Annotated in this window: 17 protein-coding genes; 9 read left to right on the forward strand and 8 right to left on the reverse strand. The window is 69.8% G+C overall.

What is annotated here, in order from left to right; translation table 11 throughout:
- Nucleotides 1–22: 22 nt before the first annotated feature.
- Complete coding sequence (locus tag ACFYPM_RS26345; RefSeq protein WP_357250793.1) at nucleotides 23–1,198, reverse strand: ROK family transcriptional regulator; 1,176 nt, start codon at nucleotides 1,196–1,198, stop codon at nucleotides 23–25.
- Nucleotides 1,199–1,367: 169 nt separating this feature from the next.
- On the opposite strand from ACFYPM_RS26345, the gene ACFYPM_RS26350 reads away from it, so the two are divergent.
- The 4 genes from ACFYPM_RS26350 to ACFYPM_RS26365 all read left to right on the forward strand — a co-directional run bounded on the left by ACFYPM_RS26350 (nucleotide 1,368) and on the right by ACFYPM_RS26365 (nucleotide 4,749).
- Nucleotides 1,368–2,822, forward strand: coding sequence for a glycoside hydrolase family 3 protein (locus ACFYPM_RS26350; RefSeq protein ID WP_387202135.1), 1,455 nt, complete (start codon nucleotides 1,368–1,370; stop codon nucleotides 2,820–2,822).
- Nucleotides 2,823–2,979: 157 nt separating this feature from the next.
- Nucleotides 2,980–3,597: a hypothetical protein gene (locus ACFYPM_RS26355; RefSeq protein ID WP_387202138.1), complete on the forward strand. Its 618-nt coding sequence runs from the start codon at nucleotides 2,980–2,982 to the stop codon at nucleotides 3,595–3,597.
- Nucleotides 3,594–4,088 (forward strand): thiol-disulfide oxidoreductase DCC family protein, encoded by a 495-nt coding sequence (locus tag ACFYPM_RS26360; RefSeq protein ID WP_387202140.1) that lies wholly within the window; start codon nucleotides 3,594–3,596, stop codon nucleotides 4,086–4,088. Before ACFYPM_RS26355 ends, ACFYPM_RS26360 begins: the two co-directional genes overlap by 4 nt.
- The gene (locus tag ACFYPM_RS26365) at nucleotides 4,051–4,749 is read left to right on the forward strand and encodes a TetR family transcriptional regulator (protein WP_387202143.1); all 699 of its coding nucleotides are present in this window, start codon (nucleotides 4,051–4,053) and stop codon (nucleotides 4,747–4,749) included. The genes ACFYPM_RS26360 and ACFYPM_RS26365 overlap by 38 nt, the downstream gene beginning before the upstream one ends.
- Nucleotides 4,750–4,947: 198 nt before the next feature.
- On the opposite strand, the gene ACFYPM_RS26370 is transcribed toward ACFYPM_RS26365, so the two are convergent.
- The gene (locus ACFYPM_RS26370; protein ID WP_387202145.1) at nucleotides 4,948–5,610 is read right to left on the reverse strand and encodes a GNAT family N-acetyltransferase; all 663 of its coding nucleotides are present in this window, start codon (nucleotides 5,608–5,610) and stop codon (nucleotides 4,948–4,950) included.
- Between the two features lie 164 nt (nucleotides 5,611–5,774).
- Between ACFYPM_RS26370 and ACFYPM_RS26375 the strand changes: the two genes are divergently transcribed.
- Together ACFYPM_RS26375 and ACFYPM_RS26380 are read left to right on the forward strand one after the other, a co-directional pair.
- The gene (locus ACFYPM_RS26375) at nucleotides 5,775–5,969 is read left to right on the forward strand and encodes a DNA repair protein (protein WP_387202148.1); all 195 of its coding nucleotides are present in this window, start codon (nucleotides 5,775–5,777) and stop codon (nucleotides 5,967–5,969) included.
- Nucleotides 5,970–6,170: 201 nt separating this feature from the next.
- The gene (locus ACFYPM_RS26380) at nucleotides 6,171–6,689 is read left to right on the forward strand and encodes a hypothetical protein (protein WP_387202151.1); all 519 of its coding nucleotides are present in this window, start codon (nucleotides 6,171–6,173) and stop codon (nucleotides 6,687–6,689) included.
- Between the two features lie 10 nt (nucleotides 6,690–6,699).
- Here ACFYPM_RS26380 and ACFYPM_RS26385 read toward each other — a convergent pair whose 3' ends face one another.
- A complete protein-coding gene (locus ACFYPM_RS26385; protein ID WP_387202153.1) occupies nucleotides 6,700–7,428 on the reverse strand; it encodes a Clp protease N-terminal domain-containing protein in 729 nt (242 codons plus the stop codon).
- A gap of 142 nt (nucleotides 7,429–7,570) precedes the next feature.
- Here ACFYPM_RS26385 and ACFYPM_RS26390 point away from each other — a divergent pair, with 142 nt between their 5' ends.
- Complete coding sequence (locus ACFYPM_RS26390; RefSeq protein ID WP_387202265.1) at nucleotides 7,571–8,386, forward strand: DUF72 domain-containing protein; 816 nt, start codon at nucleotides 7,571–7,573, stop codon at nucleotides 8,384–8,386.
- 9 nt (nucleotides 8,387–8,395) lie between these two features.
- On the opposite strand, the gene ACFYPM_RS26395 is transcribed toward ACFYPM_RS26390, so the two are convergent.
- Nucleotides 8,396–10,231 (reverse strand): glycoside hydrolase family 15 protein, encoded by a 1,836-nt coding sequence (locus ACFYPM_RS26395; RefSeq protein WP_387202156.1) that lies wholly within the window; start codon nucleotides 10,229–10,231, stop codon nucleotides 8,396–8,398.
- Between the two features lie 154 nt (nucleotides 10,232–10,385).
- Between ACFYPM_RS26395 and ACFYPM_RS26400 the strand changes: the two genes are divergently transcribed.
- The gene (locus ACFYPM_RS26400) at nucleotides 10,386–10,811 is read left to right on the forward strand and encodes a VOC family protein (RefSeq protein ID WP_387202159.1); all 426 of its coding nucleotides are present in this window, start codon (nucleotides 10,386–10,388) and stop codon (nucleotides 10,809–10,811) included.
- Between the two features lie 109 nt (nucleotides 10,812–10,920).
- Here the strand turns inward: ACFYPM_RS26400 and ACFYPM_RS26405 are convergent, their stop codons facing one another.
- The 3 genes from ACFYPM_RS26405 to ACFYPM_RS26415 all read right to left on the reverse strand — a co-directional run bounded on the left by ACFYPM_RS26405 (nucleotide 10,921) and on the right by ACFYPM_RS26415 (nucleotide 14,832).
- Nucleotides 10,921–12,126 carry an aromatic acid exporter family protein gene (locus tag ACFYPM_RS26405; protein WP_387202162.1) on the reverse strand — a complete coding sequence of 402 codons (1,206 nt, stop codon included), beginning with the start codon at nucleotides 12,124–12,126 and terminating at the stop codon, nucleotides 10,921–10,923.
- Between the two features lie 56 nt (nucleotides 12,127–12,182).
- Nucleotides 12,183–12,479: a DUF6582 domain-containing protein gene (locus ACFYPM_RS26410; protein ID WP_387202165.1), complete on the reverse strand. Its 297-nt coding sequence runs from the start codon at nucleotides 12,477–12,479 to the stop codon at nucleotides 12,183–12,185.
- 133 nt (nucleotides 12,480–12,612) lie between these two features.
- Complete coding sequence (locus ACFYPM_RS26415; protein WP_387202168.1) at nucleotides 12,613–14,832, reverse strand: peptidase M6 immune inhibitor A; 2,220 nt, start codon at nucleotides 14,830–14,832, stop codon at nucleotides 12,613–12,615.
- A 336-nt stretch (nucleotides 14,833–15,168) separates the two neighbouring features.
- Between ACFYPM_RS26415 and ACFYPM_RS26420 the strand changes: the two genes are divergently transcribed.
- The gene (locus ACFYPM_RS26420; protein ID WP_387202171.1) at nucleotides 15,169–16,392 is read left to right on the forward strand and encodes a DUF1996 domain-containing protein; all 1,224 of its coding nucleotides are present in this window, start codon (nucleotides 15,169–15,171) and stop codon (nucleotides 16,390–16,392) included.
- Nucleotides 16,393–16,436: 44 nt separating this feature from the next.
- Here the strand turns inward: ACFYPM_RS26420 and ACFYPM_RS26425 are convergent, their stop codons facing one another.
- Nucleotides 16,437–19,139: an RICIN domain-containing protein gene (locus ACFYPM_RS26425; RefSeq protein ID WP_387202174.1), complete on the reverse strand. Its 2,703-nt coding sequence runs from the start codon at nucleotides 19,137–19,139 to the stop codon at nucleotides 16,437–16,439.
- Nucleotides 19,140–19,238 lie beyond the last annotated feature (99 nt).

The raw sequence follows: 19,238 nt of genomic DNA on the forward strand, positions 1-19,238 counted from the left end.
TCACATGACCGGCGCAGCGGGCTCAGCCGACGGTGGAGCCGAACACCTCGTCGCGCACGGCATCCAGGGCGGTGCGCAGCGCGCCGTGCAGGATCGGTTCCTCGGTCAGCCCGGTCGGCACCACCCGTGGCCGGACCAGGGTGATCGCGGCGACCTCGTGCTGCACCCGCTCGGCGAGTGCGGCGCCGCCGGCCTGGCCCACGTCGCCGGCGAGCACGACCAACGGCGGGTCGAGGACCACGCACGTGCTCGCCACGCCGAGCGCGAGCCGGCGGGCCAGCTCGTCGAGCATCGGGCCACCGTCGGCGCCGGCCGCTACGGCCGCGCGCACCGCCTCGGCGGCGTCGGTGTCCGGATAGCCGTGCTCGCGGGCCACCGCGCGGACCGAATCCGCACCGACGAGCTGCTGGAAGGCGGGCTTGGCGCGGCGGGAGACGTCGCGTGGGATGGGCGCGCCGGGCACCGGCAGGTAGCCGATCTCACCTGCCGCTCCGCTGCTGCCGTGGTGCAGCCGCCCACCCAGCATGATCGCCAGGCCCACGCCGGCGCCCACCCAGACCAGGACGAAGTCCGCCAGCCCCTGCGCGGCGCCGGACTGCGCCTCGGCCACCGCGGCCAGGTTGACGTCGTTCTCGAAGACCACCGGAGTGTGCAGGTCCTCCCGCAGGGCGGCGAGCAGGCCGCTGTGCCAGCGCGGCAGGTTGAAGGCGAAGGTGATGTCGCCGGTGCCGGGGTCGACCAGGCCCGGGGTGCCAAGCACGATCCGCCGTACGCTGCTGAGCTGCGCGTGGGCGCTGCTGGCCGCCTGCACCACGGCGTTGTGCACGACGCCCACCGGGTCGTCGGTGTCCCGGGTCGACTGCTCCACCCGGCCGATGACCGCGCCGGTGATGTCGGCACACGCGGCCACCACCCGGTCCGGCCCGACGTCCACGCCGACCACGTGCGCGCTGCCGGGGCTGACCGCGTAGAGCTGAGCGTTCGGCCCCCGCCCGCCGGCCTGCTCGCCGACCCGCGTGACGAGGCCACGCTCCTCCAACCGCTCGACCAACTGCGAGGCGGTGACCTTCGACAGCCCGGTCAGCTCGCCGAGCCGGGCCCTCGTCAGCGGGCCGCGTTCGAGGAGCAGTTCCAGTGCCGCACGGTCGTTGAGCGCCCGCAACAGGCGGGGGGTGCCGGGCAGCCGGGTCGCACTCATGACACGTCCTCTAGTTTTAGTAAACTTTGCTAACTGTAAACCTACCTGCGAACGGGTAGCCGTAGCGTATCGGCCACCCGGAGGCGGGACGCTCCGCCGATTCGGCAGGGCGGACACCACCACCGGTACGACGTTTCGTATCCGCTGGGGCACCGAAGGGGGAGATCACGTGGGGCTGGATCCAGGACTGCGCCGGTTGGCGCTGGGCACGTTGCTCGCCGCGTACCCGGGACCGGTCCCGCCGGACTGGGCTGTCGACCTACTGGCCGACGGGCTGGCCGGGCACACCCTGTTCGGCACCAACGTGCACGACCCCGCCCAGGTGGCGGCGAGCACCGCCGCGTTGCGCGCCGGTCGGCCGGACGCGCTGATCGCCATCGACGAGGAGGGCGGTGACGTGACCCGGCTGGCGCACGCCACCGGCAGCCCGTACCCCGGAAACGCGGCCCTCGGCGCGATCGGCGACGTGGCGCTCACCCGACGCGTCTACCGGTCGATCGGCGCCGAGCTGGCCGCGCTCGGCATCACCGTCAACCTCGCCCCGACGGTGGACGTCAACACCGCCGACGAGAACCCGGTGATCGGCACCCGGTCCTTCGGCGCGGACCCGGTGCGGGTGGCCGCCCACTCGGCCGCCGCCGTGACCGGGTTGCAGGCCGCCGGCGTGGCCGCCTGCGCGAAGCACTTCCCCGGGCACGGCGCCACCGTCACCGACTCGCACCACGAACTGCCCACCGTGGACGCGCCGTTGAGCCTGCTCCGCCAACGGGACCTGCCGCCGTTCGGGGCGGTCATCGCCGCCGGGGCACGCGCCGTGATGACCGCGCACATCCGGGTGCCGTCGCTGACCGGCGCCGACCCGGCCACCTTCAGCCGGGCCGTCCTGGTCGACCTGCTCCGCACCGACCTCGGCTTCACCGGCGCTGTCATCACCGACGCGCTGGAGATGAAGGGTGCCGCGGTGGCCGCCGGCGGGGTCGGCCCGGCCGCGGTCCGCGCCCTGGCGGCGGGGGCCGACCTGCTGTGCATCGGCGCGCGGGTCGACGCCGAACTGGTCGAGCGGGTGGCCGCCGAGATCGTCGACGCGCTCGCCGACGGTCGGCTGGCGACCGCCCGGGTCGAACAGGCCGCCGGCCGCGCCGCCGAGCTCGCCGCCTGGACCCGGGCCGCCGCCGGGCCGCCGGCAGCCGGGGACACCGAGCTGGGGTACGCCGCGGCGCGTCGCGCCGTCCGGGTGGACGGGGTGCTCACCGGCCTGGACCGACCGCTTGTGGTGCAGTTGCACACCGAGTCGACGATCGCCGAGGGTCGGGTGCCGTGGGGTCTCGGTCCCCACCTCGACGGGGTGCCGGAGATTCGCGTGATCGCCACCGAGACCGACCCGGCGACGTTGCGCGGGTTGGCCGGTGACCGACCCATCGTGCTGGTGGGGCGGCACCTGCACCGGCTGCCCGGTGGCCCGGAGCTGGTCGCCGGGCTGGCCGCCGAGCATTCGGTGACCGTGGTGGAGATGGGGTGGCCGGCGCAGTGGCGCCCGGCGGGCGTACGCGCCTTCGTCACGACGTACGGCGCGAGCCACGCCAACGGCCGGGCGGCGGCCGAGGCGCTCGGTCTGGCCGGCTGAGCCACGGCGTTCTCCGGCCGGGCCTCCGCGGCTCGGCCGGAGAACGCACTCCGACACCACAGTGTCCACAGTCACCTGTCGCCCCTTCTTGAACATGTTCAACATCCACCCTAGGCTGACGACGTCGGTAGTTGAACACGTTCAAGAAGGGCGTCCCATGGACACCAAGGTCTGGATGTACGTGATCTACCTGGCGGTCAGCATCGGCCTGACCATCTGGGTGGCTCGGGCGCTGTCGCGCAACGGGCTGGTCTTCCTGGAGGAGGTGTTCGCCGAGGAACGACTCGCCCAAGCGGTCAACAGTCTCCTGGTCGTCGGCTTCTACCTGCTCAACCTCGGCTACGTCACGGTGGCGATGAGGCACTCCGACCCGGTGCTCTCGACAAGCCAGGCCATGGAGGAACTGTCCCTCAAGATCGGCTTGGTGTTGCTGGTGCTCGGCGCGCTGCACTTCTTCAACGTCTTCGCACTGGGTCGCTACCGCCGAAACCGCCTGCGCCAGCTCGCCACCCACCCCCCGATCGCCCCGATCGGCCGACTCCCCATGCAGCCCGCCCCAGCCGGATCGCAGTTGGTCGGCGCGTACCCGGGCGGACCGCGGCCGGCCGGCGCACACCCGGCCGGACCACAGCCCGCCGGCCCGCAACCGGCCGGCCCGCAACCGGCCGGACCACACCAGGCCGGACCACACCAGGCCGGACCACACCAGGCCGGACCACACCAGGCCGGACCACAGCCCGGGGCCGGGCCGGCGAACAACCCGCCGACCCGATGACCGAGTCACCGACCGGTGGCGTCGATCGGCACCCGGATCCCACCGCCCACTGCGGCGGTGGGATCCGGGGGTTCACCGTCCTGTTCGACGCGGCCTGCCCGCTCTGCCGCGCCGCCCGCCGCTGGTTGACCTCCCGCGCCCAACTCGTACCCCTGGAGTTCGTGCCGGCCGGATCGGTCGAGGCCCGGCGGCGCTTTCCCGGCCTGGACCACGACGCGACGCTGCGCGACCTCACCGTGATCGCCGACACCGGTGAGGTGTACGCGGGCGACGGCGCCTGGTTCGCCTGCCTGTGGGCGTTGGCCGACCACCGGTCCATGGCCGAGCGACTGGCCCGACCGCACCTGCTGCCCCTCGCCCGACAGGCGGTGGCCGCCGCCTCGGCGATCCGGGAGCGGGTCCGCGACCCGGGGGACGAGCCGACAAACGACCTGGCGGGATACGGTGACCTCGATGACCGAGCAGCCTGCGCAGACGACCACTGCGGGTGACCCAGCCACCGCCCGAGGCGAGCAGACCCGGCAGCTGATCCGGGACACCGCGATGCGGCTGTTCCGCGAGCGCGGTTACGCCCAGACCACCATGCGGGCGATCGCGCAGGAGGCCGGCGTGGCGGTCGGCAACGCCTACTACTACTTCGGTTCCAAGGACCACCTGATCCAGGAGTTCTACGCCCAGTCCCAGGTCACACACCGGGCGGCCGCACAGCCCGTGCTCGATCGGGAGGAGGCGTTCGGCGCCCGGCTGGCCGGAGTGCTGCACGCGGGGATCGACGTGCTGACGCCGTCGCACGGGTTCGCGGCGACCTTTTTCAAGACGGCGGCCGAGCCCACCTCCCCGCTGAGTCCCTTCTCGGCGGAGTCCTCCGGCCCCCGACAGGCGGCCATCGAACTCTTCGGCGAGGTGTTGACGGGCTCGACGGCCAAGGTCGACGCCGAGCTTCGCCCCCAACTGCCCGAGTTGCTCTGGCTCGCGTACATGGGCGTGATCCTCTACTGGGTCCACGATCGATCACCGGGCCAGACCAAGACCCGGCAGTTGATCGACGGGGTCGTACCACTTGTCGACCGGCTCGTGGCGTTGTCCCGGCTCCGGGTCCTCCGACCGGTGACCCGACAGGTGCTCGACCTGATCCGCACGCTCCGTCACTGAGCCGCCCGACCCCTGGCGATCACCGAAGAAGCAGGTCAAGTCCACTTTTCGACACTCCAAACCGACAGCATCAACCTTGCCCTGAGCGGTTTAGATACGTAGCGTGATTGACGCGTACCGTCCGGAACCGGGGCCTGGGGGGAGGTTGCGGACCGTGGATCCGGCCCGGGATCCACGGTCCGCGAGCGCCGGCCACCGTCAGTGCGGATAGACCCCGTACGCCCGCCAGCCGCGATCCGGGAAACCTGCCGCGTCGGCGACCCGGGCCGAGGCGAGATTGTCGCGCTCGTGCAGGTAGGTCGGCACCGCTCCCTCGTCGAGGACCCGTCGCGCCGCCTGCGCCACGAGTCGGCGGGCAAGGCCGTGCCCCCGAGCCACCGGCGCGGTGCCCACGGCCAACTCGTGCCCGTACGCGTCGTGCCGCTTGATCCCGGCACCGGCCAGGTAGGCGCCGTCCGGATCGCGGACCACCAACACCGGCCGGTCGAAGAGCCGCAGCCAGGGCGGCAGCCCGGGTGCCGTCGGCGGGATCCACTCCCCCACGTCGGGAAGCGGCGCGGGGGACACACTCCACCGGAACGAACCGTCGTGCACGCACCAGTCGGGCAGCCCCACGGCCTGCGGCAGCGCGGCGAGGAACCGATCTGGAGTACGCCGGACAAGGGCACGGATCGCCGCCACCCGGTCCGGCGCCACGGAGAGCACACCGCTGCGCCCGGTGTCCACGGCGAGCGCGGGGCGCAACCTGGCGTCCCAGGCCGGTGCGGCCCGTCGGTGTGAGGCGACCACGTGCAGCCCCGCCCCGGCCGGCCACTGACCGAGCCAGGTGGCCAGGTGCAGTTGGACCCGTCGGTCGAGCATGCCCACCTCCCCGTCGGTCCAGCCGTCGTGGATCACCGTACGCCGGGCTGGCCCGGCCGGGCGGACGATCCCGCAGGGCCGGGCGGGGCACGATGATCAGGCAGGGCGATCGACCGTCATATGCATTTTCTTAGCTGGACACCTTTCTTTGGGACGGTGAACGCATGCCGATTCAGCCGAGCGACCACTACCAGCAGGACCCCGAGCGACTCTGGCAGGCGGCGGAAGCCATCAGAAGCAGTCCTTCCCAGCCGCGCTACCGGAAACCCCGGACGATCGGCGGCGGAGCCCTGTCGTGGGCCGGATTGAACAAGCTGCCCGTTGGCAGCTTCGGTCGGCACCGCCTGAACACCCACTGACGCACCACGCCTGCCTACAACACCGACCACGACCGCATCGCCGCTGTCACCGGCCAACCCACCGAGTGGGTGGCACCCGAGGGCAGCCTCTGACGTTCGACCGGGGCGACACACCGGGGAGGTCCAGCGAGGGCTTTCGCACACCTGTCGGGTAATTTCTTGTGGTCCGCCATCCGGCCCACGACAGGAGAAGCTCCGCGCATGGGCAAGAAGACGATCCACGTCTCCGACTTCACCGGCACGGTTCTGCAGCAGGACGACGAGGTGGTCCGCGTCGTCGTGCTGGAGCACCCGGACCTGGTCGCCGGGCCCGTGCGCTTGGACGCCACCCCGGGCGAGGTGGAGAACATCGACGACGCCGCCCTGGACGTGGCGGTGGTGGAGATCCACGACCGGCACGGCGGAGGCGAGCCGCGTCGGGTGGTGTTGACGGCCAGCGAGTTCGACGCGCTGGCCACCGACGTGCCGATGGCGCAACTGTTGCGGACGGCCGAGCGGGTCCGCCCACCGAAGGCCCGCAAGGGCGCCGAGAAAATCGACTACAGCACGCTCGAGCACGCCGGCAAGCCGCACCGGGGCCGGGTCACCGAGGAGGAGGCCCGACTGGTGCGCGAGCAGCTCGACGAGGTCAACAAGCGCCTCGCCGACGCGGGCGTGCGCCAGATCGACCCGACCGATCCGGAGCACGCCCTGCGTTACGGCTTCCCCGACGCGCCCTGACCCGAGGGCCTCACTTCGGTGCCGCGAAGGCGGCGAGCGCGGCAGCCAGGTCGACCTCGACAGTCGCCTTCGTCAGGCCGAGATCGGTGAGCACACCGGTGCCGTCCTCCTGCTCCAGCAGGGCCAGCAGGATGTGTTCGGTGCCGATGTAGTTGTGCCCGAGGCGCAGCGCCTCCCGGAAGGTCAACTCCAATGCCTTCCGGCCGCGCGCGTCGTACGGGATGAGGTCCGGGACCTGCTCGGCGGGCGGCGGGAGGAGGGCGGCGACCTTCTCCCGCACCACCTCGGCAGTGGCGCCCCGGCCGGCCATGACCTTGGCGGCCAGCCCTTCCGGCTCGGCAAGCAGGCCCAGCACCAGGTGCTCGGGGCGGATCTCGGGGCTTGCGCTGGCGCGGGCCTCCTCCTGGGAGGACACCACCACGTTGCGGGCCCGCGGGGTGAACCGGCTGAAGGATTCGTTCGGGTCGAGGGGCGACCCGTCGGTGGCCTTCGGCACGAAGCGCTTCTGGGCGGCCTGCTTGGTGACGCCCATGCTGCGGCCGATGTCGGTCCAGGAGGCGCCCGAGCGGCGAGCCTGGTCGACGAAGTGCCCGATCAGGTGGTCGGCGACCTCGCCGAGGTGGTCGCCGGCGATGACCGCGTCGGTGAGCTGGTCGAGCGCGTCGGTGTGTGCCCTCTTGATGGCCTGGATCAGGTCGTCGAGTTTGACGGTGTTGCTCATCTGGAGAGGATCTGTCATGCGTCAACCTTAAGTTGACGATCCTGCTGCGTCAACCCTGAGTTGACGATGTCCGGCGGGTGGCGGGCGCGGCGCCCCCGATACGGTGGGCTCCGGTCGACGCACGGGAAGGGCGGGCATGCGTCTGCACGTGGGGTGCGCGATGTGGAGCCACCGGTCGTGGCCGGGACACCAGCTACCACCCGCGGAACGCCTGCGGCACTACGCCAGCTGGTGTGACGCCGTGGAGGGCAACACGACGTTCTACGCCACCCCGGCCCGGGACACGGTGGTGTCGTGGGCGGCGCAGACGGACCCCGGCTTCCGGTTCGTCCTCAAGCTTCCGAAGGTCATCACCCACGAACGCCGGCTCACCGCCGTCGGCGAACCGCTGCGCGCCTTCCTGGACGCGATCGAGCCGCTCGGCCCGCGCGTACACGCCCTCTGGATCCAGCTGCCCGGCTCGTTCGCCCCCGCCGACGTCCCGACCCTGCGCCGCTTCCTGGGTCAACTCCCGCCGTCGCACCGCTACGCGGTGGAGGTCCGCCACCCCGCGTTCTTCACCGACGCCGCCGCGGCCCGGCTGCTGGAGGCGACCCTCGCCGTCGTATCCGCCGAGTGGATCCCCTTCGACACGACAGCCTTCTTCGCGAGCCCACCCAGCAGCGACGCCGAACGGGAAGCCTGGACCAAGAAGCCCCGCCTGCCGCTCCGCTCGCTCGCGCTGACCGACCGGCCGGTCGTCCGCTACCTGGGCCGGGACGACCCGACCCGCACGGTCGAGGGGTGGCAGCGCTGCGTCACCGTCACCGTCGCCTGGCTGTGGGAGGGGCGCTCGCCGACGATGTTCCTGCACACCCCGGACAACGCCGACGCGCCCGTGCTCGCCCGCCGGTTCCACGACGAGGTACGCGCACGCGTACCCGAGTTGGAGCCGCTGCCTGAGCCGATCCCTCTCGAACCGTTGACGCTGTTCTGACCGGGCGGATCAGCACTGCTCCCTGTCGAGCAGGTCGTCGAGGTGGGTAGCCGTGCTGATCAGCGAGAGGTGGCTGTACGCCTGCGGAAAGTTGCCGATCTGCTCACCGCTCGGGGCGATCTCCTCGGAGTAGAGGCCCAACGGGCTGGCGTAGGTGAGCATCTTCTCGAACGTCAACCGGGCGTCGTCGAGCCGACCAGCCTGGGCGAGGGCCTGTACGTACCAGAAGGTGCACATGTTGAAGGTGCCCTCGGTGCCGGCGAGGCCGTCCGGCGAGGCCTTCGGGTCGTAGCGGTAGACCAGGCTGTCGGAGGCCAGTTCGGCGTCCATCGCCCGCAACGTCGACTCCCACATCGGGTCGGTCGGCGAGATGATGTCCAGCCCGGGCATCGCCAGGAGCGAGGCGTCCAGAATGTCGGACCCGTAGTGCTGCACGAACGCGCGACGCTCCCGGTTGAAGCCGCGGGTCATGACCTGCTCGTAGATGGCGTCCCGTTCGGTTGCCCAGCGGGCGGTGTTGCCGGGGCGCCCCCGGCGGTGCGCGATGCGGATGGCACGGTCGAGCGCGACCCAGGACAGCACCCGCCCGTAGGTGAAGTCCTGCCGGCCGGACCGGGTCTCCCAGATGCCGTCCTCGGGCTGGTTCCAGTTCTCGCAGAGCCAGTCCACCAAACCTGCCGTCTTCCGCCACCCCTCGTGCGGCGCGATCAGCCCGTTGCGATCCGCGAGCTCCAACGAGAGCAGCGCCGCGCCGTAGATGTCGAGTTGCAGTTGGCCGGCCGCGCCGTTGCCGATCCGCACCGGCGCCGAGCCCCGGTATCCCTCCAGGTGACTTAACACCTCCTCGGAGAGGTCAGGTGAACCATCGATCCGGTACATGACCTGAAGGGGCAGGTCGCCGTCCCGGGCCTCGCGGATGCGCTCGGTCAGCCAGAACAGATACTTCTGGGCCTCGTCGGTGAAGCCCAGGCGCAGCAGCGCGTGAACGGAGAAGGATGCGTCCCGGATCCAGGTGTAGCGGTAGTCCCAGTTCCGCTGCCCACCGAGCTGTTCCGGCAGCCCGGCGGTCGGTGCGGCGACCAGGGCGCCGGTCGGCGCGTACGTCATCAACTTGAGCGTCATCGCCGACCGCTCGACCACCTCCCGCCAGCGACCCTTGTACCGGGAGCCGCCCACCCACCGTCGCCAGTAGTCGCGGGTCTCGGCGAGCAGGTCGCACGCCTCCTCGGTGCTCATCGAGCGGGGCGCGTGCGGACAGGCGGTCTCCAGGACGACCCCGCCGATGTCACCCGCGTGCAGGGTGAACGACGCGGAAACCCCGTCCCCGTCGCGCCGGATTCCCCGCGCGTCGAGTTGCCGTTCCGAGTCGCTGAACGCGGCGAGGGTGACGTCCAGGGTCGGGCTCCGGAACACGTCACCCTCGGGGTGCACCTCAAGCTCGTACGAATCGCGCCCGTAGTTGAACCGAGGACGGCAGTCGAAGCGGAACCGCATGCTCCCCCGGACCATCCGCACCAGCCGGATCAACCGGTGCCGGTCGGTGGCACGTTCGCCGGTGACGGGCATGAAGTCCAACAGCTCCCCCACGCCGTCGGCGCTGTGGAAGCGGGTGATCAGGATCGGCGTACCGGGCAGGTAGAGCTGCTTGCTCGTGTAGTCGACGCCGTCCGGCGTGAGCCGGAAATGGCCACCCCTGTCGTGGTCGAGCAGCGCCCCGAAGACGCTCGGTGAGTCGAAACGGGGCGCGCAGAACCAGTCCACGGCGCCATCTGCGCTGATCAGCGCGGCGGTCTGCAGGTCACCGATCAGGCCGTGCGCCTCGATCGCCGGATACCTCGCATCCACGCTGTCCCCCGCCGTTCCTGATGCCAACGGCGGCGACTACCCGGGAAACGGCGGGCTACACGCGACTTCTCCCAATGCGCCGATCATTGCGGAAGCAAACCTTCCGCAATCGCCGATAGCGTCGGGTACAACGACATCGACGGAAGGAAACCTGATGAGCCTGCGAGGATTCGCCACACTCAACATCTGGGCCGACGACGTGGAGGCGGCCACCGCCTGGTACGCCGACTTCCTCGGCGTCGAGGCGTACTTCATGCGCCCCGGGCCGGACGGCCGCCCGGCCTACACGGAGTTCCGGATCGGCGACTACCAGGCGGAGCTGGGCATCATCGACCGCAAGTTCGCGCCGCCCGGGGCCGCGACGGGGCCCGGCGGCGTGGTCATGCACTGGTACGTCGACGACCTCGACGCCACCGTGGAGCGACTGCTGGCGTTGGGTGCCAAGGAGTACCAGCCGATCACCCCGCACGGCGACGAGGGGTTCATCACCGCGGCGGTCGTCGACCCGTTCGGCAACGTGCTGGGTGTCATGAGGAACCCGCACTACGAGGAGATCCTGGCCTCGCTCAAGGGCAGCTGAATGGACGTGCTCGACCCTCCCGACGCGGCTTTGGAAACCGCGCGAGGGTGCCGCCTCGGGAGGTGTCGCGACTGCCGGAGTAGTGGCGGCGGAGGGGTGACCGGGCGGCTCAATTCCATTCCTCCCGGTCCACCGTCCGCCGCACCAACGCCGCGGCTTGGTCGATGTCCAATCCGCTGGCGATGAGTAGGTCGTGTGCGGTCATGCGAAACTCCCCCGCGGCGACCATGCCCGAGTAGCCCATCCGGTGGGTGTGCGGGCGGGTGGGATCCGACACGATCGCCCCCTGCGCCCGGCCGACCAACTCCACGGCCCTCAGGATCTGCTGGCGCGCCTCTCGCGGCTCGTCACGCGCTCGAATGGCGCATCTCAGGGTCTGCACGCTGGCGGCCAAAAGATCGATGGCCGCCGGAAACTCCTCCGGTATCGGCTCCCCGTCCCGCAGGGCTTTCGTGAGCCGCCTCGCGATGCTCCGGCAGCCGTGCAGACTGCGCTCCAGATGCCGGACGGCCTGCGTGTAGAAGGCCAGCGATGCGCGATCACGCCAGCGCAGTGGCGCCAGCCGCACCACTTCCTGCGCGGCGTTCAGCCCGTCGTCGAGCGAGTTAAGTCGGGGGTTCAGGTCCCGCAGTGCGTCCAGACACCGCTGGGCCTCGCCAAGATCCCGGCGGCGCAGCGCCGCGGCCAGGTCGTGCATGGTGGCGGTGGCCGGATCGAGGATCGGTTCGGCCAGCCGGCGGACTGTCCGCTGGGGGTGGATCGGCACCAACAACAACCCGACCCCCAACCCGACCAGTCCACCGACGGCGGCGTCGACGAAGCGGGGGACGGACAGGTCACGCACGGGCGGTTCCAGGGTGGCGATGAGCACCGCGGTGCCACCGGCCTGGGTGAGCAGGGATCCACCGCCCTTGAGCAACACGGCCACGATGATCGCCAGCACCACGACCACACCGGTCTGCCAGGCGCCGATGCCGAACAGCGGCATGAGCGCGTCACCGACGGCGAGGCCCAGGATCACCCCGACCAGCAGCTCGACGGTGCGTCGCAGGCGTGACCCCATCGAGGCGGCCACGATGCCAACCGCCGTGGTGGGCGCGAGGACCGGGGCCGGATTGTCCAGGAACTGATACCCCACGAACCAGGCGAGCGACGCCGCGACGCCGGCCTGCACGGCGAGCAGACCGAAGAGGCGGAACCGCCAGGCACGGGTACGTAGGGCGTGGCGCACCCGTTCGCGAAGGCCGGCCACCGTTCGGGACGCCCCGCTCGACTCCGGGTCGAGGTGGGCTGCCGGCTCCTCCTCTGCGGGCACGCGCGCCGCTTACCCGCCGACGGCGGAACTACCCGCCGAATCGTGCCAGTGTGCCGTCAGTGGGCGGGGTTCGGTGTGTGCGGGAGCTTGCCGAGCTGACGCCAGTTGGTCTCGGCGACCTCGACACCGTAGTGCTTGGCCGCGGCGAGGATGTTCTGGAAGGCCAGGTCCCGATCCTCGTCGGTGACTTCCTGCACCTGATCGAACCGGGCGATGGCGTTGCGGACGTGACCGGCGTCGGTCATCGGTTCCTTGCGCTCACGGGGGAACGCGAAGACGGTCTCCGGCAGCTCGCGCTTGTCCTTGCTCGACAGCCCGCCGTGCTTCTCGTGGGGCTTCCAGGTCGACTTCATCACCCCGCATTACCCGCACGCTGTCCGCCAGCACCTCTCCGACCGAGAATTTCCGGTCCCGCCGACCCGGCCAGAGCGGGCGGGGCACCCACCGTCGACCTCGACGGCGGGTGCCCCGCGACCTGGGCAGAGATCAGCTCAGTGAGCTGCTACCCCCGGGCTGCACCACACCGTTCACGGTGAGCTGGTACGGCGCGTACTGCCGCACCTGTTCGGTCGGCTCGTCGTACGCCACCACGGCGACGACCTTCGGGAAGGCGTCCAGCACGGCCAGCTGAAGCTCGCCGATCGTGACCTCGGAGCGGCCGTTGGACTCGAACTGCCAGGCGATCGAGTGCTTCTCGTCGATGCCGACGAGCCGCAGGTTCCAGTTCTTGACCGGGTTCGGACGGATCTCGGTCGGCGAGTCGAACGGCGCCAGGCTGGTGCCGTCGCTGAGCGTCCTACCGCCGACGGTGATGTCGTCGAGCAGCAGGCCGCCCTCGTTGGTGCCACCATCGCTGACGTACTCGAAGCCGAGCAGCACGGTCTTCCCGGCGTACGTGGACAGGTCGTACGAGCGCGCCTCGAAGCCGCTCGTCGTGCCGTTGAGCGCCGGACCGCGCGGCCCGTCGACAGTCTTGTCACCGGGGATCGCCGTGTACGTGGTGCCGCCGTCCGTCGACACGGTGACGTAGCCGTAGTCGTAGCCGAGTTCCGCGCCGTACTTGGCCTGGAACCGCAGCGTCGGGTCGGCGGTCGGCACGGCGACGGAGGCGACCGCCGTCGAGTCGAGGCTGTTGGCGTTGCCGGAGAAGAGCACCGTGTTGCCCGGCCGGTCCGGGTCCTGGGTGGTGGTCGTCCACGACAGCGGGAGCGCGGGCAGGGTCTTCGCACCCTGGAACTTGACCGACCGCAGGTCGCGACCGCTGAGCACCTTGCCCTTGGCCGTGCCCAGTTGCACGTAGTCGGCGCCGTTCGGGGCGGCCCCCGGCGTGCCGTTGGCCGCGGTGCTGGCCAGGTTGACCGTGGAGCGCAGGCTCGGCGTGGTGACCCGGCTCCTGGCGATGCCGAGGGTGACGCCGAACTTCGACTCGCCGACGAGCTTGTCGAGCAGCGTCATCGACTGGAAGTCGTGGATGACCTGGTAGACGTCGTGGACCCCAACCGTCTCCAGCTCGGCGTCCAGGCTCGCGAGGCCCTGCCGGGCACCGTCGCGGTGCAGCCGGGACATGAAGTCGGCGCCGTAGCGGTCGTAGAGGAACAGCATCAACGAGTACGCGCTGCCGTAGTCGGCGAGGACCGCGTTCGGGTTGGGGCTCTCGTCCCAGAGGGTGAGGGAGTTCTCCGGCCCACCGCAGTCGCGCGGGTTGGTGTTGTACGGCGTCTGGACCGTGCCGAACCCCTGGTAGCAGTAGAGGTGACTGTCGGCGCCCCGATCGAAGACCGTGGCCTTCGAGTCGCTGTACCCGGTCAACGACATGGCGAAGTCGGAGAGGCCCTCGTTGATCCAGTTACCCTCGAAGGGGTCCGCGTAGTAGTGCGCGAGGTGCTGCCACTCGTGCGCGAACGTGCCCTCGTAGCTGTTCGGCCGGGCGCCCCGGCTGGTGCACAGATCGGTGGTCGGCTCGTCCGGCGGGTTCGCCGTCATGCGGTGCAGCCAGTCGAACGCGTCGACGGTCATCACGTTGCGGTCGAGCAGCTCGTTGAACTGTGCGGAGAAGAACCCGGCGATGTACGTCGGCGCGGCCGGGAACGTGTAGTAGTTGTCGTCCCGCACGTTGTCCACGAGCGTGACGGTCTTGTTGCCGGCGCCGGTGTAGACCCCGCCGTTGCCGTTGGCGTCCGGCCCGATCTGGGCGTTGCTGCCGTCCCGCTCCGGCGGGGTGCTGAAGGCGTTCGTCTCCTTCGGGTACATGTTCGTGTCGAACTCGTCGACCAGGTGCTTCACCTGCGCGTCGGTGATCTGCGTCGACGACGGCACCTGCATCCGGCAGTCACCGGCCGGGAACGCCAGGTCGTTGGCGACCCAGACCTCGATGTGCTCACCGACCGCCCGCAGTGTGTAGTCCTTGCGGTAGACCGAGCCCTGGACATCGTCGAGGCCGAGCCACTGACGGACCGTGCCGACCGCCGGCGTCTCGACCGACTGCGCCTGCTTCCGCGCGCCCGTACGCGGCTGGTACCGCGAGGGCGTCTCGATCGGCCGGCCGTCCAGCGTGAAGTCCTTCCGGGTGAGCTCACGCATGTCACTCCGCGGGGCGACCTTCGGCGCGACGGCTTCCGCCGACGCCGGCGACGTCGCGGTCACGACGGTGAGAGCCGGTAGGACGAGGACAGCGGCGAGCGCCCCAACCATGCGGGTGCGTGCCATGGAACCTCCTTCGGGTGTGCAACCCGGTTCACGTGAGGTCGGTCGGGGTGTCGACCGCTCACGATGATCAGTTGAACCGGGGACACGGTAGCCCGAGGCAACCTTCACGTTCGACCGATCGGGAAAGCGATACATCTCACCGGCGGGAAGGGTAATCCCCGACATCCGACTGCGCCGCGTCCGTGGCCAGGAACGACGCACCGACCTGTGTGGACAAAGGGGTCCGCGCATTTTAAGGAAAGTTTAAGAAAGTGTCGAGTACGGGCGGTGGGCACCTACCATTCGGCAGCCGTGGCCGTTCGGGTCAGCCGCATGTCGGCTCGTTGGGAGTGACAGGTGTCGTACGAAAGCCCACCGCCGTCACGGCATCGCCCTCCGGGTTGGCCGGCCCGCAACAAGCTCGGCATGGCCGCAGGGGCGGCGGTCCTACTCGTCGTCGCGGCCGGGGGCGTGTACCTGGGCAACGGCGGAGTGACGCCCGAGCCGTCGAACGCGGCCAACGCCCAGCAGTACCCGTCGCCGTCGGCCGGGCAGCCGCAGTCCGGCGCGGCAACGCCGGACTCCGCGTCGCCGACCGTGTCCACGTCCCCGTCGACCAGCGCAGCCCCATCAACCAGCGCTACCCCGTCGACCGCCGGCACCGCGTCGACCGCCGCCGCGCCGACGATCCCCGCCACCGGCTGGATTCCCGTCGACCGCGCAGCCTGGCGGGCGCAGGCCGACGCGTACCAGGCGTTGTCGATCGACCCGGTCCCGACCGGTGTGGGCAACCTCCCGGAGTTCCGCGCGGACTGCCAGTACAGCCACCGGTTGCCGGACGATCCGATTGTCGCTCCGGGCCTACCGGGCGCCTCACACATGCACTCCTTCGTCGGCAACAAGGCCGTCGACGCGAGCACCGTCGCCGGCGATCTGACGAAGTTCACGGCCACCTCCTGCAAGCCGGTACAGGACCACTCCGCCTACTGGGTGCCCACGCTCTACGACAACGCGACGGGCAAGCCGGTCGAGACCACCGGCTTCCGGGTCTACTACCGATCGCTCGCCAAGAACTCGACGGGCCAGATGCCGATGCCCAACGGCCTGCGCATGATCTCCGGCGACGCCAAGAAGAAGAAGCCGACACCGCGCGGCGCGACCGGGCAGTTCTACTGCGCCTTCTACGGTCCGGGGGACCTCGACGGCGTCGCCCGCAGCACCAACGGCAACTGGCCCATCTGCGGTGGGGACGCGACGCTGCACTTCATGATGCAGTTCCCCGACTGCTGGGACGGCAGTCACCTGGACAGCCCCAACCACAAGGACCATGTGGCGTACGGCGGCGGCAACGCCTGCCCGCCCAGCCATCCGGTCCGGATCCCGGCGATCACCTTCGACATCCAGTACCCGGCGAAGGGCACCCCGGCGGGCTACTACCTCTCCTCGGACAAGGAGGGCAAGAGCGCCTCGTCGATGCACGGCGACGCGTTCGTGATGTGGGATGTCGCCACCATGAACAAGCGCACCAAGAACTGCGTCCTCGGCCGCCGGACCTGCGACAACTACGGATACCAGAAATAGCCCGGGGCCAGGCCCGTGTCGGCCTGGCCCCGGGGTCTGGTTGGTCAGCTACGCAGCGTCCACCGCTGGTTCGCGCCGCCGTTGCACGACCAGAGGATCACCTTGGTGCCGTTGGCGGTGGCGGCGCCGTTGGCATCGAGGCAGAGCCCGGACTGGACGTTCGTGATGGTGCCGTTGCTGTTGACGTTCCACTGCTGGTTCGTGCCGCCGTGGCAGTCCCAGATGATGACCGCGGTGCCGTTGGCCGCGCCGGCCCCGGACGCGTCCAGACACTTGTTGCCGTACACGGTCAACTGCTTGCTGGCGGTCTGGGTCCAGCGCTGGTTGGCGCCGCTGGAGCAGTCCCAGAGTTGCGTCTGGGTGCCGTTGGTGGTCGAGGAGTTGGGCACCTCGACGCAGCGGCCGGACTGGCCGCCCACGAGTTGCCCGGCCCCCGTACCGCTGCCACCGCCCTGCTGTTGCCGGACGATGAAGGTGGACTCGGCCGACCGGTTGCCCTGTGCGTCGACGACGTAGAGCCGGTACTCACCCTGGGTCGTCGGCACGGCGATGGACGTGGCGTTGCCGGCCGCCCTGGTCATCGTCGCCCCGGCGGTGAAGGTGGTCGTGCCGGACGGCGCCAGCCAGACCGACCTGGTGGCGTCGCCGGTGCTGCGGATCGGGATCGACGCCGTGGCACTGGTGACGAACGTGCTGGCCGGCAGCACGTAGTTCGGCGCGGAGAAGGTGCTCGCCGGCACCACGTCCCGGTACGCGTCCTCCAGGCCGGAGTTCGCGGCGATGCTGTACGCCGCCGCGGGCCAGACATAGTCGGAGGAGACGAGGATGTCGGCGACCGTGCTGTTCGGCAGGTTCTTGTTCGAGACCTTGTTGATCGGGCCGTAGATCTGCGTGATGCTCAGATCGTGCTTCCGGCCGAAGTCGTCAGAGTTGATCATCCAGGTGACGTTCTTGTCGATGCTCAGGACGTTGTCACGGAAGGTGATGAACGCCGATCCCTCGTCCGGGTGGAGGCCGTACTTGTGGCCCGACGGCACGCCCTGGAGGTAGTTGTTGGTGATCATCGTCCCCGGCTGACTGCCGAGCGTGTAGATCGGGGCCGTGTCACTGAGACGCTGCACCGTGTCGATGATGTGGTTGTAGCTGATGTTGTTGTTTCGGGCCGTCGTGGTGGGTCGGTTGGGCACGATCGAGCCCGATGATCCGTCGAAGTTCCACCAGCCCCAGCCCATCGTGATACCCGACCACGGGGTCTTCTCGATCCGGTTGCGCTGGATGGTGAGGGTGTCGGCGAAGTACGCCGAGATGGGGCTGTGCCCGTTGAACAGGACGGCACTGTCGTAGAGGTAGTTGTTCTTGATGTCGATGTTCTTCGGCAGCCCCTCGACCTGCGCGGAGAACTTCTCGCGGTTGGTCGACGTGCCGTCTCCGATGTAGACGTGCTGCGGATGGCCCACGGTGATCGCGGAGCCGGCGATGTCGTTCGTCTGGTTGCCGATCAACTGCGTGCCCTGCACGTCGTTGATCATGTTGATTCCGTCGGCGCCGGTGTGCTGGATCCGGTTGCGTTGCAGCAGGATCCCGTCGGCGTTCTGGATCTGGATGATGCCGGGCGTCACGTCCACGTTCCGGTAGTAGTAGACGTGGAAGTTGCCCTTGGCGTACACCTGGGCACCGAGGTTGCCCTGCTGCGCCTGCTTGAAGGACGAGCCGGCGACGTTGAACAGGTTCCAGTCGGAGTGCTGCACCGTCAGCCCGGAGAACGTGATGTTGCGCGCGTGGCTGCTGGTCGAGGTGCCGGCGACGCGCAGCAGGTTGGTGACGTTGTTCGGCGCGTAGACAGTCGCGGTCGACATGTTGTCGGCGCTGGCCTTGTAGTAATAGACCGTCTTGGTGCCCTTGTCGAAGTAGAACTCGCCCGGTGCGTCCAGGAACTCGTACGCGTTCATGAGCTTGTGGGTGCCACCCACCTGGGCGTTGCCGTTGAACGAGCCCTGGGCGATCGCCGCACCCGGCTGCTGGAACAGGGCGACCCGGTTCGCGCCGTCGGAACTCGTGGTCACCTGGCGGACGCCCACGATGGCCGTGGTCCAGGTCGTCCCCGTCTCGATCTCGATGTCGTCCTGGTTGCGGGGAACGGCCGGGAAGTCACTCAGGCTGTATTTGGCGCCGTCGCACTGCGACCCCGACTCCCAGGCCCACGCGGCCTGGTTGGCCGTGATGGTGTACGTCCCGTAACAGCCCCCGGAGCCGATCGTCTTCGTCGCCATGACGGCACGCTTGTCGTTGACGTAGAGCGCACGCAGCTTGTTGGCGCGGTCCAGCGGCGCCTTCCAGATGTTGCCGCTGTGCTGGGTCCACCCGGTCACCTGGACGCCGCCGTCGAGGACCGGCTTCTCACCCGGGTAGGCGCCGTAGCTGATCCGGAATCCGTTGGTGCCCGAGTCACTCGTGCCGAATTCGACGGTGCTGCTGATCGGATAACTCCCACCACGCAGCAACACGTTGATGTCACCGGTCATGTTCGTGTTCACCGTGCGGACGACATCCCGCGCGCGTTGCAGCGTCTTGAATGGGGATTCGATCGTCCCCGCGTTGGCGTCGTTGCCGTCCGGGGCGACATAGTAGGTCGCCTGGACCGCGGCCGCGGCCGGCAGCTGATTCGTCAGCACGGCCGGCACTGCGGCCGAGACGATCACCGCGAGCGCCAACAATGACGTTCGAGCGGTGGAAATTGCTGATTTCACGTGCTGTTCCTTTCACTTGCCGTCGACGGGATGCCGAATGTGGGTATCGAGCGACGAGCACGGAACAGCGACGCCACTAAGGACTGACGGAGGGGTGCT

Origin of the sequence: Micromonospora sp. NPDC005203 (genome assembly GCF_042872705.1) — a bacterium.
GTDB lineage: Bacteria > Actinomycetota > Actinomycetes > Mycobacteriales > Micromonosporaceae > Micromonospora.

Excerpts from the sequence above, each read along its gene's own strand:
- ACFYPM_RS26345 (WP_357250793.1), bottom strand. The coding sequence starts at position 1,198 with ATGAGTGCGACCCGGCTGCCCGGCACCCCCCGCCTGTTGCGGGCGCTC.
- ACFYPM_RS26355 (WP_387202138.1), top strand. The coding sequence starts at position 2,980 with ATGGACACCAAGGTCTGGATGTACGTGATCTACCTGGCGGTCAGCATC.
- ACFYPM_RS26360 (WP_387202140.1), top strand. The coding sequence starts at position 3,594 with ATGACCGAGTCACCGACCGGTGGCGTCGATCGGCACCCGGATCCCACC.
- ACFYPM_RS26365 (WP_387202143.1), top strand. The coding sequence starts at position 4,051 with ATGACCGAGCAGCCTGCGCAGACGACCACTGCGGGTGACCCAGCCACC.
- ACFYPM_RS26370 (WP_387202145.1), bottom strand. The coding sequence starts at position 5,610 with ATGCTCGACCGACGGGTCCAACTGCACCTGGCCACCTGGCTCGGTCAG.
- ACFYPM_RS26375 (WP_387202148.1), top strand. The coding sequence starts at position 5,775 with ATGCCGATTCAGCCGAGCGACCACTACCAGCAGGACCCCGAGCGACTC.
- ACFYPM_RS26380 (WP_387202151.1), top strand. The coding sequence starts at position 6,171 with ATGGGCAAGAAGACGATCCACGTCTCCGACTTCACCGGCACGGTTCTG.
- ACFYPM_RS26385 (WP_387202153.1), bottom strand. The coding sequence starts at position 7,428 with ATGACAGATCCTCTCCAGATGAGCAACACCGTCAAACTCGACGACCTG.
- ACFYPM_RS26390 (WP_387202265.1), top strand. The coding sequence starts at position 7,571 with ATGTGGAGCCACCGGTCGTGGCCGGGACACCAGCTACCACCCGCGGAA.
- ACFYPM_RS26400 (WP_387202159.1), top strand. The coding sequence starts at position 10,386 with ATGAGCCTGCGAGGATTCGCCACACTCAACATCTGGGCCGACGACGTG.
- ACFYPM_RS26410 (WP_387202165.1), bottom strand. The coding sequence starts at position 12,479 with ATGAAGTCGACCTGGAAGCCCCACGAGAAGCACGGCGGGCTGTCGAGC.
- ACFYPM_RS26415 (WP_387202168.1), bottom strand. The coding sequence starts at position 14,832 with ATGGCACGCACCCGCATGGTTGGGGCGCTCGCCGCTGTCCTCGTCCTA.